Annotated in this window: 12 protein-coding genes; 2 read left to right on the top strand and 10 right to left on the bottom strand. The window is 33.4% G+C overall.

Features of this window, described 5'->3' with window-relative positions; all coding sequences use genetic code 11:
* Window positions 1-31: 31 nt before the first annotated feature.
* Together GKR88_19075 and GKR88_19070 are read right to left on the bottom strand one after the other, a co-directional pair.
* A complete protein-coding gene (locus GKR88_19075; protein QMU66168.1) occupies window positions 32-955 on the bottom strand; it encodes a tyrosine-type recombinase/integrase in 924 nt (307 codons plus the stop codon).
* 105 nt (window positions 956-1,060) lie between these two features.
* The gene (locus GKR88_19070) at window positions 1,061-2,596 is read right to left on the bottom strand and encodes a hypothetical protein (protein QMU66167.1); all 1,536 of its coding nucleotides are present in this window, start codon (window positions 2,594-2,596) and stop codon (window positions 1,061-1,063) included.
* A 148-nt stretch (window positions 2,597-2,744) separates the two neighbouring features.
* Here GKR88_19070 and GKR88_19065 point away from each other — a divergent pair, with 148 nt between their 5' ends.
* Complete coding sequence (locus tag GKR88_19065) at window positions 2,745-3,101, top strand: helix-turn-helix domain-containing protein (GenBank protein ID QMU66166.1); 357 nt, start codon at window positions 2,745-2,747, stop codon at window positions 3,099-3,101.
* Window positions 3,102-3,116: 15 nt separating this feature from the next.
* Here the strand turns inward: GKR88_19065 and GKR88_19060 are convergent, their stop codons facing one another.
* The 6 genes from GKR88_19060 to GKR88_19035 form a co-directional block, all read right to left on the bottom strand.
* Window positions 3,117-3,308: a hypothetical protein gene (locus GKR88_19060; protein QMU66165.1), complete on the bottom strand. Its 192-nt coding sequence runs from the start codon at window positions 3,306-3,308 to the stop codon at window positions 3,117-3,119.
* 98 nt (window positions 3,309-3,406) lie between these two features.
* Complete coding sequence (locus GKR88_19055; GenBank protein ID QMU66164.1) at window positions 3,407-4,051, bottom strand: hypothetical protein; 645 nt, start codon at window positions 4,049-4,051, stop codon at window positions 3,407-3,409.
* 4 nt (window positions 4,052-4,055) lie between these two features.
* The gene (locus GKR88_19050) at window positions 4,056-4,982 is read right to left on the bottom strand and encodes a hypothetical protein (protein ID QMU66163.1); all 927 of its coding nucleotides are present in this window, start codon (window positions 4,980-4,982) and stop codon (window positions 4,056-4,058) included.
* Window positions 4,983-5,946: 964 nt separating this feature from the next.
* Window positions 5,947-6,825 carry a tyrosine-type recombinase/integrase gene (locus GKR88_19045; GenBank protein QMU66162.1) on the bottom strand — a complete coding sequence of 293 codons (879 nt, stop codon included), beginning with the start codon at window positions 6,823-6,825 and terminating at the stop codon, window positions 5,947-5,949.
* Window positions 6,809-7,735: a tyrosine-type recombinase/integrase gene (locus tag GKR88_19040; protein QMU66161.1), complete on the bottom strand. Its 927-nt coding sequence runs from the start codon at window positions 7,733-7,735 to the stop codon at window positions 6,809-6,811. The genes GKR88_19045 and GKR88_19040 overlap by 17 nt, the downstream gene beginning before the upstream one ends.
* 175 nt (window positions 7,736-7,910) lie before the next feature.
* Entirely contained in the window at window positions 7,911-10,175 is a 2,265-nt protein-coding gene (locus GKR88_19035; protein ID QMU66160.1) for a toprim domain-containing protein, read from the bottom strand.
* Between the two features lie 155 nt (window positions 10,176-10,330).
* Here GKR88_19035 and GKR88_19030 point away from each other — a divergent pair, with 155 nt between their 5' ends.
* Window positions 10,331-10,687 (top strand): helix-turn-helix domain-containing protein, encoded by a 357-nt coding sequence (locus GKR88_19030; GenBank protein QMU66788.1) that lies wholly within the window; start codon window positions 10,331-10,333, stop codon window positions 10,685-10,687.
* Between the two features lie 66 nt (window positions 10,688-10,753).
* Here GKR88_19030 and GKR88_19025 read toward each other — a convergent pair whose 3' ends face one another.
* Both GKR88_19025 and GKR88_19020 read right to left on the bottom strand, forming a co-directional pair.
* On the bottom strand, window positions 10,754-11,089 hold the full coding sequence (locus tag GKR88_19025; GenBank protein ID QMU66159.1) for a hypothetical protein: 336 nt from the start codon (window positions 11,087-11,089) through the stop codon (window positions 10,754-10,756).
* A 2-nt stretch (window positions 11,090-11,091) separates the two neighbouring features.
* Window positions 11,092-12,732, bottom strand: coding sequence for a hypothetical protein (locus tag GKR88_19020; GenBank protein ID QMU66158.1), 1,641 nt, complete (start codon window positions 12,730-12,732; stop codon window positions 11,092-11,094).
* Between the last annotated feature and the right edge of the window lie 138 nt (window positions 12,733-12,870).

Raw genomic sequence — 12,870 nt, 5'->3', positions numbered from 1 at the left:
CATTGCCAGGTGCGTGTATGGGAATGACAAATTATTGTTCTTGCTTTGCAAGGTGTGTATAGAGTTGTGTGGTTTCCAATGAAGCGTGTCCTAAAAACTGCTGTATACTTTCCATAGGTGCGCCTTGTTTCAAAAGATGTGTGGCAATAGAATGTCTAAGGGTATGCGGGGTAATTTTCTTATGGTTTAATCCTTCATCATTTGTCAGTGCTACCAGTACCCGTATTCTTGCTCTAAGGCTTTGTACTCCCAGTCTTTTACCTTGGGAGCCAATAAAAAAAGCTTCTGTTTGATTTGCTTTGTAAAACGCTAAGCGCCCATCATATAAATATTCCTCTAAGATGTTTAAGTTATAAGTGTTGAGAGGTACAAAACGCTCTTTATAATTCTTCCCTTTTCTTACATAGGCTAATTGCTTATCAAATAAAATATCTTTTCTATCGAGCTGTGAGGCTTCATTGGCTCTAAGGCCTAAACTATACAAACACACTAACATGGCTTTATCTCTTAGGCGGATTCTTACCATTTCACTGCTATGATCAGTTGCCTTGAATAAAGTCTTTATTTGCTGTTTTGTAAGAATTTGGATAGCTCTGTCGTCTTTTGTGGTTTCTGCTTTTAAATGAATTGGAATAGGGCTTGTATGGTGTTTTTTCAGATATTCATTGAACTTTCTAAGTGCTTGTTGATGTTGGTTTAAAGTGGCTTTCATTAATGCGCCTTGTCTAACCTGGTTTGGCCTTTGTTGTAAATACCTGTAGTAATCTTTTACGGTCTCTACACTATTGTGATGTATTTTTTTTATGCCCTTAGTCTCTAAATAATGTAAAAATTCTTGCAGATACCTGGTGTAGTTCTCACACATACTGCTGCTAAAACTTAAAATATCCAGCCACTCTTTATATGATTTTACCAAGGTTTTATAACTCTGATTGTGTAATTTTAATTTCTGCATGACTATTTTTTTTTACTTCGGTATGTGTTTTTTTAGCATTTATGGTTTGGTAGTCATAAAGTATTGACTATCTGTTTATTAACCGGTTCAAATAGAAGTGGTTCGTTATGAACCGCTGGCTCGATTGATTTTATCTATACAATCCTGCAAGGCCTTTGCTATGGTGGCTTTCAGGGTAGCGTAGTCATCTGTAACGGTCAGCTCATAGCGGTAGATTTTCTTTTCTTTGGTAGCTACTCTTTGCATCACATCAGCATCGAGGAGTTCCAAAAAACGACGACGAACAGTGGATTTGGCAAGCCGTAACCAACTTCTTACTTCTGCATTGCTAAAGTTCTTTTGTTTGGTTTTCTTTAGATGACTTTTGAGTCTTTCAAAAAAATCTCTACAAGCTCCACTTAGCAGATCACTTTTTCTAAGCAATACTTCTGTTATTAAATGGTTAGCTTCTTGTATGTCTTCTGTTGTTGTTTCTATATGGATTTCTCCTGTGGCCTCGTTTACTTTTTCCTCTCTTTGGTATTGATGATAGAATGTAATAGCCTCTATTAATTGTAAATAGTGGGAGTTGGTTCTGCGGGGTTTGAATACGGATTGGGGTAGCTCCAGGTATTCTGCAAAGGGGTTGATAACCTTTATGGGTTTGAGCACACGTTGTGTATTTCTAAGTAGTGCCGCAGCCTGTAGCTGTCCTTCTTCATTGACCTTTCCGGCAGAGATAGCACGCTGATAATCCATGATCTTTTTATCCTGTATTTCGGATTCATCGATATAGAGTAAGAAGCTCCGGTTACTATTATCTTCATAAACAGATTCTCTGGTAGTACAGCCTGCTACCGATACCGGGCCTTCTACGGTCAGGTGAATGGTTTTGGTAGTCCCTTTGCTATCTTTATGAACCACCGTTTTGGTGATTCTTTTTTTACTTTGTAATTCTCTAAGTGGATAGAGTACCGATTCTGCTCCGTCTAAATCTTCAATGAGTATCAGTTTGTGTTGTAATTCCGTTCTGTTAAAATAATAAAAGGCATTTGCTGATAATACGGTAATTTCTACCTTGTCTTCCTCTGGGATGAGTTCTGCTACTTTTGATTGCAAGTGGGTTTTTCCAACGCCTGAACTTCCCAGAGAGATACAATGTAGCGGATTATTGGTTTTCCGGGAAGTAAATAACAAGTACATCAGAAGGCGATTGGTTTCTTCTCCTATCACACCTGACCTTCCGATGTACCGGTTTGTTAAGCTTAACAGGTGCTGCTTTTTCAAAAAGGCGGTAGCTTCCCGGGTAGCTTTAGCTGTTAGGGGTTTTATTTCCGGGCCGGCCTGTTGTTGTTTTTCACGCTCCAATAAAATAAAACGGTAATTCTCTAACTCCCGGGTAAGCTCCTGCAGAGTTGGCCTCACTACAGAAGTCCCAATCTCTAATCTTTCTGCTATTCTTCTTACAAATTTTTCTACCTGGTTGTCATTATACAGATCGATACTGTGCCTTAAAATATGGGTGGACTCTATTTTTTGGATGCTTAGGGTTACTCTGAGGCTTTCCAACTTTCCAACTTTTAGGCCTCCTAAAATCCGGATGTCTAAATGTTTGGTTTTATATTGGTAGTTGTTGGAGTTGGTAGTATTTAGTTTGTTCATAAGTTTTTGTTTTATTCATATCTGCACAAACATACCATTTTGGCTTTAATACACAATACTCTTTTTAAAACTTTTTATTCACATTAGTATTTAAAAAATTTATAAAATAGTTCGTTTTAGCTACTTTTGGATTGTTAATAAACTAAAAATGCATTTAATGAGTCTTGGAAGAAGATTGAAAGAAGAAAGGATCAAAAAAGGGGTATCACAACAAAAATTAGCAGAGATAACGGATACTCATTATAGCAATATTGGCCGTTATGAAAGAGCAGGTGCCAAACCTTCGGCAGAAGTATTAAACCGTATTGCACAGGCTTTGGAGGTTTCCCCGGATTATCTAATCAATGGAACTTTAGAAGATAAAGCCAACGTAAATATCACTGATGAAAAATTGTTATCTCAATTTAAGAAGATAGAGAAAATGCCGGAAGATAAAAAGCAACTTCTGGTTGAGTTCCTAGACGGTTTTATTTTTAAGACTACCGTACAAAAACTTGCACAATAAAAACAGAAAACCACCCTAAACCTCCAACTCCTTTATATTCTCTATATCCCGGAAATTTGTATTACACTTAAAAAAGTAGTTGACCAGTGCCTGCTGATCTTTATACAGACAACCATTGTAGATCACACAACCGCCAAAAACAATATACCGGGTAGGATATTTAAGACTAAGCTTACGTAATTTCTTTAAGGATATTTTTTCTTTCATAACAATATGGGCTTTTATTACAAGTAAGCCACAGCTATTTTACTAACTATGGCCTACTTTTTTACTATTTACTTTTTGTTAATTCTTAACCTTAATAACTAATTTGAAGTACTATTAATTTTATATTCTTCAACAATCTCTCCATTAGAATACAATATCTTTTCGCTAATTCTACCTTTTTCATCAAAAAGGAAAGACCAACCGTCTAATTTAGGACTATAGATACTATCTCGCTTACGAGAGTTTATTTGTTTGATAACTCCATTTTCATAAAATTTCACTGTTTGAATATAAAGTTCATCACTACTATGATCTTTTAAATAATTCAAAGTGCCATTTTTATTAAACTTCATTACTAAGCCATTTTTAGTTCCTCCATCTTCATCTATCTTTAAGATAGTTTTTGCAAAGCCAGATTCTATATCATAGGTTACTCCTATTCCTTTTTGATGACCAAATTCATAGTTGAGTGAGCCTTCAATATTACCTTGTTTACCGAAATAATAAACAATACCATTCAATTTTCCTTCTTTCAATGCACCTTCAAATCTTTTGAAACCATCCTTTGTATAGAAAGTAATAAAATCATCTTTTACAAAACCGGTACCTAAATAGTATGTGTTTTCAAATCTTACCGTATCTATTCGTGTTAGAGGTTTTTGCTCTTTGCTTTGCTTTTGTTGAGATTTATTGCCACAACTGAGAAAAAGAATAGACAATAAAATAATAATTATATTTCTCATCTGACTAGTCTTTTAATTCGTACGTTTTTAAAATATACACTTGATCACCTATCTGTGTTGCTACATTTGCATATTTCCATTCGGTTGCAGTATATGGGGAATTAATAATATTGCTATCTCCCGAACTTATGGTACTAGTGGTAGTTAGTAATTCATTAGAGTATATAATGACAATATTATTAAAATCCTCTATACCTAATAATGAATTAAAGCTATCCATAGCATTGTCCCAAGTTACCTGATAATCTGCCATTCTAAAGTTTCTTTGGATATCATCATCTAAAATATCTACCATAGTGCCTAACGGAAAAGGAGCATTGGCAAGGAAATTATCATTAGTAGAAAGCCCTATAAGCGAGGATATGGCATCATAGTTTTTTGAACTTAAAAACTTTAATATTTTAGAAGCTTTTTTACCAACAATACCTAATCTTTTTAATAATGCTAATTTTAGTTTGTTATCTTCCAAAGCATTGATAGCATCGTATAACGCATTGATGTGCAACTCTGCTTGATGTTTAGGATCATAGTGATATCCTACAATATCCTCATAACTATTATATTTATCAGTATGTCTGACACTTAATTTATCTCCGATAAAGAAGGCATTGAAGATTTCGTATTTACAATCTTTACATTGTGCTGTTTGCCCATCGCTACTGGAAAAAGTACCATTGTTATTATTGGTCCAAGTAGTCTTTCCCGAGCCCGATTTATTCCAAAGATCATTTATCAGACTGGTTGCGTCTGCTCCACTGGGATCTGAAAAGAAAACAGGATTGTTATCAAAAGCATTATATGTTGATGTTGAATGATGCGTAACAGGATCAATACTTAACCATATCCACTCAAATTTTTGCTCGCGCGAGCGTTCGCTTTTCACAACGTGTAACGTGTTTTCTGGTCGATATGTGAGTTTTCTGCATCCCATTTTGAGAGTTACAATATACTAAATTCTGAACCCTTTATTTTTTCATTTGAAGTTTTCAGTTGAAAAAAAATATCCACAGCTCTCGTAACAGCATTCATTTGATTTGTGTAACAAAACGTTCCCAGAGTTCGCTCGCTCACGCTCGCTTCAAATTTTTTTTTCCGAACGTCGCGCGCTCGACCATCGAACTCGCTCGGACTTTGGCGGATGGCTTTAGTTTTCGTGAGCCGTTGCAAAGGTGAAGATTTGCGGTTGGCTTTTTTAGAGTTCAGTATGTAAGCGCAAAGGCAATCTTCGGCTTTGCAATGGATAGCCCAAGTGGCTACGGAACGTCGCACAACGATTGTAACATAACGTGACGGAACGAGTTGTGCAAAAAAACAAGCAAAGAAGTAAGCGTAGGAATACTTGGACTACGTGTCTTTTTGTGAAGCTTTTTTTGTGCAAATTAGCTCGTGTGGTTTCTATTGTTTTTTAATGGAACTCGTGAACGATTGTTTCGGTGCGTTGGCGTTGCCTTAGCAACTGCATAAACTTATCGTAGTGCGCTGGCAGTAGCGTCGGCAAAAAGCGCAAAGGCTGAGCGGATATTTTACATAATAGCAGTTATAGCGACCGTTTTTTATCTTCTAAAAATATTAACTCTAAAAACTGTGCGAAGCGAACCTATAACTTCTATTATGTAACATAGCTTGGGATGGTTTTTATGGCGGATTTTTTGTTTCGAGCGTTGGCGCAACTGTTTGTAATTGTGAGGAACGAACAACTTGCAAAGTGTTGCTTTAGCGTTGGCTTACAAAAAATGTGACATAAAAACCATAGAAGTGGTGGCGAGCGGAACAAGATAAAAGACAGAGGATTTTTGCCTTTTTCGGCAATAATCTGGCTTTTATCTTGTGTGGGATTTTGCGTTGTGATTGGTTTTTATTCAACGAGCTTGTGAGGAACGAACAAGCGAAGTTTTTTAACTTATCGGATGATAATTTTCAATAGCATTTTGTAATTGTTCTAATTCTGTTTGTTTGTAGGCGATTGTTGTTGAAGCTCTTTTGTGTCCGCTAAATACCTGGACCAATCTTGTATCGTTTTCCTTTTTTAGAAGATTAGCAATGACACTTTGCCGGATTTTAATTGGTTTTATTTTTTCGCTTTCTTTCCGGTTTTGGTTGATAATTCTGCTGATACTATGCGGATTTATTTCATTTCCATATTGTCCTAAAATAAAAGTTTGTTCTTCTTTTTTTAGATTGTACTTCAATAATTTTTTTCTGCCTTTTTCTAAGTAATTAAAAAATAATAAAACTTGTTTGGCTTGTAATGGAAGTGTTCTTTTTTGTTGTCTGTAACCGCTTTTTATATGGATTTCGCAAGTATTTAGATTAATGGATTGTAGTTGTAATTCTGCTATTTCCTTAACTGTTAATCCTTGATAAATAAGTAAACTAATGATGATTTTATTTCTATTGAGTAAATGTTTTTTCTTCTTTATTTGATAGCTTTCTAAAAAATTTTCTAAGGTTTCTGGACTGTATAAATTATCTACTGCAATGGTTCTATCAATCTTATCTTTTAAAAATAATTCACTACAAGGATGGTCTTTTCTTTTACCAATTTCCAGTAAATAATTGAAGTATATTTTTACAGCATACAATCGATGTCGTAAGGTTTTCGGACTTAATTCGTAGTTCTTTCGTAAATAAGCAATGTATTCTAAAACCTGCGAGTAATTGGCTTTCTCTGAACGTTTGCCATAATAATCTGTAAACTTTTTAATATTATATAAGTTGCTTTTTAATGTGCTTTTACTGTATTTATTTTCTAAATAATTATGAAGAGTTATCATATAAATTATTGATTTGTTTTTGTGATATGTGAGTATAAATTTCTGTACTTTCAATATGGCTATGTCCTAAAAATGTTTGTACTTGCTCCAGCTTCATTCCGTTTTCTAAAAGATGTGTTGCAATAGAATGACGTAAATTATGGATACCGATTTTCTTCAGTTCTTCAGCTGTTAGATTTTTACCAAATTCAGTTTTTAAAATGAGTGTTTTTAGTAAGCTGTTAAATGTCCATTCTTGCATTCTAAAACCTTTATTATTTGTAAATACTTCAATACTTTTATTTTCATTTGAAAGAAAAAAATCTAATTCTTCAGCTACTTTTTTACTAATTGGCACTAATCTTCTTTTACTGTTTTTACCTTTTTCTACAATAATTAAACGTTCTGTAATTCTAATATCTACTTTGTTTAAATTGCTTAATTCTTGCACTCTTAATCCACAACCATAACCAATATGTAATACTGCTGTTTCTTGTTTATTTGCTACTTTATAGAGTTCTTTTATTTGATTTTGAGAGAAGATAAAACGTTCTATTTTTTCAGTTGGATTAGTAAATTTTAAATGAGAAGCTGGACTACTTTTTATAATATTCAATTCTAATAAATGACCTAAAAACTGTTGTAGATTGCGCATATGGTCGTATCTACTTTTTTGCTTGATTGGTAGGTTTGTTCTTTGACTTATCTTCCCTTTTAAATACTCGTGATAGCTTGATATATCTTGTGTGGTAACTTTCTCTATTTTATAAATATTATTACTTTCTAACCAACTAAAAAACTCTTTTAAATATAAATATCTGGTCTGTGTAGTTAGATGATTTAAGCCTAAAATATCTAAATGCCTTTTGTAATTTATAATATAATTTTGATACGTTTCTGTGTGGATTTTATGTTTGCTTGGTGCTCCCATAACTTATGACCTTTTTAATACTTATGATGCTTTTGCTTACTCAATATCTTGGAATTAGGAACGCTAACTCTGTTTTCGTAGATAATCAATTACATATCAATAAGTTAAAATATTATTTAGCGTTCCATTGGTGTTCCGTAGTGTTCCAGCGGTGAGCCACCGCAGGCATTTTTTATCATACGCTACTCTTTAATGTTTCTATTTGGCTCATTAAATAGTCCTTAATTTCTGCTCTAAGTTTCTGATAATTATCCCAATAAGAGATTTTATATGTAATGCCTTTATTTGAGTAACCACCAATTTGCTTTACATATTCCAACTCGGTTAACGTTTGCATATATCTAAAGACTTGGGTTTTACTACTGTTTAAATGTTGTCTTACTTCTCTTAAAATAAAGTCTTGATTATCATTCTTTACATACTTTTTTAAGCGTTCAAAAAACTGTCTTAAACTGCCATCAAGTTCATCCACCTTTAAAACAATACTTTCAAAAAGTATTTCTGTAGCTTGTTCTATATCTTCAATTTCTGTTATTAACTGATTGTGTTTTGTAAGCTGTCTTTGATGCTGATTTAAAAACGTAACTTGCTTTATAACTGCTTGGTACATTTCATTTAAACGTCTTATTTTATGTACTTTCTCTGGTAAGTGTAATTGTGTGGCATACGGATTAATGACTTCATAAACCTTTAATTGTCTTACTAAACTTTGTATAAAATGAACTGCTCTTTTAGTTTCGTTTGGGTCTATTTCTCCTGCGTTTCTTTGGTTTTGGTAGTTGATGATTTTAGTGGTTTGTGTCTTGCTTTCATCTACTGCAATTAAAAAACTTCTACTCATATTATCTTCGTAAGTTTCTCCTTTTGTGGTGGCTGATAATGATGAAAATTGTCCTTTTACTATTTTATGACTGGATTTGTTATTTCCTTTTTTATCTTTTATAGTTACTGAACTTCTTAAAACTTGATTACTGATAAATTCTCGTAAAGCATACAACGCATCTTCTTTTAATCCGTCTAAATCTTCAATGATTATTATTTTTTGGAATAAGTCAAATTCTCCCCAATTATACAAACTGCTTTCTGTTATTCTTGTAAATCGTAGCACATCTTCTTGTGGCATTAAATCCGCTATTCTGCTTATTAAATGTGTCTTTCCACTTCCAGAACTACCTTGTACTAATGCGTGTAACGGACTTTTATTTAAGTAGCTTATAATTATCATAAAGAGTAATAATCTGCTGTTTTCTTCGCCTACTATTCCTGCTTTTCCGATTTGGATATTTAGGTTCTTTAAGAGGTTTTTACGACTTAAAAAGTCGACTGCGTTATTGGGTTCTGTTTGTGTTTTACTTTTTGATACTTCAGTTATTTCAGCACTTAAATATTCAACTCTTTTGTCTAATAATTCTATAAAAATAGTATCGTTATGCAGTTGTAGCGTTTCGTTAATGTCTTTATTTATAGGCTCTAAAACACTTAGTTTTATGCCTGGTAATATCTCAAGCAACATTTTACAATATTTACTTATCGCTTCTTTTCCTGCGCTGTCATTATCAAAAGCAAAAATGATTTCTTCTAATTGTTTTAAGTCTTTTATTGCGGTTAGGATTTCATCATTTAATCCATTAGTTCCATAACACGCTAAAATGCTGTAAGTATCTGTAATCGCTTTTATTTGTAGTAGAGAAGATGCATCGATTATACTTTCGGTTAAGATTAATTTTTTAGTATTTGGATTGGGATAGTTTGGATATAAACCTTGTCTATTTTTTAGGTAAAAATGTTTCGCTGTTTTCTTATCTAATGTACTTCTAAAATAGAGTGATGTAATTTCATTATCCTTATTCTTTAAAGCAAAACAGATGCACCATTTTCCAAAAACATTATAGGCTTTGTTTCCAGTTCTACCGACAATATTTTTATCGATTAGTAAGCCATAGTCTAAACACTGATTGATTAAGGTTTCGTCTTTGCGCTTTCCGTGATGGAACTGTCCAGCATTATAACCGACTTCTATTTTTTTAAAGTTAAGGTTTCTGCTTTCTAAATAGGCTTTTGCAGGTTTTGAGTTGTGTACTGCATTTTTAAAATACTGGTACATATTACTTAAAAATTGTTCTCGTGTTAAGTCTTTTTGGTAACGTTCTTTTTTATTGGGTTCTTGGTAGCCTAATATTTCCTTGCATTTGTTTATCGCTTCTGCTTTTGTGCTATTCTCTTTGTGTAGTACAAAATCTATGACATCTATACTTTTACCATGGGTTTTACAATTACTACTAAAACAGTATGCGGTTTGGGTTTTGTAATAGACTTGTAAACTTGGGGTTTTATCCTCGTGAAATGGGCAGTTTAAACGATTGTTCTTGTCTGTTTTTAAGCCGTAGTAGTGTAGAATATTGGCTAAAGTTAAATTGCTTTTGATATCCTTTATTTTCATAAGTTGAATTATTTGCAATAAATACTTTCATTTATTTGAAATCAAAATTACAAATATATTTCATAATATTGCAATAGTATTTCATTAAAATCAAAATAATAATTAAAAACTTTCAAATTATGGTAACTTTACAAGAAACAATAGCACTTTATAATATGAAGTTTAACGAGAAAATTAAAACATTACGCAAGGCTTCTAATATGAGTCAAAAGGATTTGGCTGAGAAAATACATATTCATGTTACCCATTTATCTAAAATGGAAAATGGTCATTTATTACCTTCTATTGATATTGTACAGCGTTTAATGAAAGTGTTTGCTGTTAGTGCAGACAACCTCTTAAATGATAATGAAAATAGTGTAGTAGAATTAGAAAACCACGAACTTAATGAGCAATTAATGCTTATTAACCAATTGGATGAAGATGAGAAAAATGCACTTATTAAAATTATAAACTCAATGCTTACCAAAAAAAGAATGAAAGATTTATTGGATGGAAAAGCGAAGTTTTAAGGCATAAAAAAACCACAACTCAAAGCTGTGGTTTAAAATTATCGTTTTTTATCAACTAAAATCAATTTATTTAGTGTCTCTCAACTGCAAATTATTACACTTGTTTTTTTCATACCATTCTAACCAACCTTTTTTATCTTCTTCAAAAACACCTATGGGATAAGTGTTAGCGTAATTTGCCATTCTTTCAAATGAGACGTGAACGTATTTAGATAAGAACTTCAATGATTCTTTGAATTTCTCATTCTGCCTAACACTTATGTTTTCTTCAACATATTTAATATTTGAAAAAAACTTTTCTTTAAATACAGTATTTTCATCACAATTGGCAATGTCATTGGTGGCATTAGTTGATTTACAGGAAAATAATAGAATAGATAATAATAAGAAAAAGTACTTCATAGCTACTTGATTTTTGTTTTTGTTATTTTTACAGTACCTGATGGCTGAGGCGTAACGACCTGCTTATATATTGAGCCACTTCTTTTATAGAATAAACTTGAGCCATCTGGTTGTTCTATTCTTCTACTACCATTCACATTGTCTTCAGCTTTGATGCCTGCTTTATGCATAGCTCTTGCACCTGTTGGATATTTACCCTTAACACCACCTGCTTTGGCTTTTTCGTGCTGTTCAACTAATTCGTGGCTTAATGCCGCAGCACTTGAACTTGCTTCAGAACCAGCTTTGTCAAATTCTGCAATATCAGCCATATCAATTTTATTGTCAACTATAGAACCAACATCAACCGAGGAATCAGAAGAAACTGCTTCAACTTCCGTAACGACTTTGCTGTCAATAACGCTTTCAATTTCAGAGACAAAGGCTTTTTGACTATCTGACATTTCAATCATACCACCCATTTCTTTTTCTAATCCTGTTTTTTCTAATGTAACATTTCCTTTACTGTCAACTTTAGCATCATAAAAACCACCTGTACTTTGTGAAACACGTTTTTTGAAAGCTGCAACATCTCCCTTTACAATTAAGTCGTCAGGCATCTCTGGTGCCATTCCTGTTGGGTCAATGTAGATAATTGGATTATTAAAGGCGTAATTGTATGGCGAGTGGGAAGGCATCGTTTCGGCTAATGGGTCCACATTCATCCAACGTCCCAAAGCAGGGTCGTAATTACGAGCCGTAATATCATACCAGTTTAAACCCAGTTCTTCATTGTATTCTTTTCCTCCAAACATTCTTTTTTCTGCAACACTATTTCCATTGGAATTTACCACATTATTAAATCCGCGCATTTTGAGTCCAAATGGCATGTAATGATTCTCTTGGATAATCTCGTCTTGAGATATATCCCCCGATGCATCGGTATCTGTGTATGATAGTCGTACATTGCCTAAATGATCTTTCATCTGATAGACATACTCGAATTTTTGTGAAGATTGGTTATACTTTACATATCCCTCGGAGGTGCTAAAAAACTGTAAAACGTTGTTCTCATAGATGTAATTTCCTGCATATTTGGTAGCAGTTATATTTCCCGGCCCAATGCCGCCATTTCTGATAACATATTTTGCTTGCTTTACTCCTGCTGCATCATATACATAAGTGATATAATCATTTGCATTGATACTGACCGTTTTTGGAAGATTCAGATGATTGTAAGTAATATTTGTAATCCCCTTATTTTTATCCGATATCATATTCCCATTTACATCATACGAATAATCATCACCGGAAGTATTGCCGTCCTTAAAACCTTGGGTGTTTTGTGCCTTGTCATCTACCGAAGTTAGCTTATTTCCGGCATCATAAAAATATCTCAAATCATCCATCACACCGAAAGAAGTAGCATTCGTATCTAAGTGCCCACCTCTGGTCAGCGCTAAAATATTTCCATTCTTGTCATAGGTTACATTTGATAGGTCGTACCTTCCTGTAAATGAGTTCCCTGTGCTGGCTGCCCCTGTAATTCTATTTAACGCATCATAAGGATACCTTATGCAAAAAAAATGAACACCGGTCGCTTTTTTTTGCGATGTCTTTCTACAAAGAAAAAAATTACGGTATCTCAGCATGCTTACTCTCATAACTTACCCAAATATAAAAAAAAATTCCGGGTATCTGTTGGTTCATTGGTGAATTAGTAATTAGTAATTGGTCATTGGTAGTGGAGTAGTAAGTATGGAGATGTGAGTATTAAGTATTAGGGGGAACTTCATTTTAAA

This window comes from Flavobacteriaceae bacterium, assembly GCA_014075215.1.
GTDB lineage: Bacteria > Bacteroidota > Bacteroidia > Flavobacteriales > Flavobacteriaceae > Polaribacter.
The sequence above is the reverse complement of the archived record's forward strand: the minus strand, read 5'-3'. Positions and strand labels throughout refer to the sequence as shown.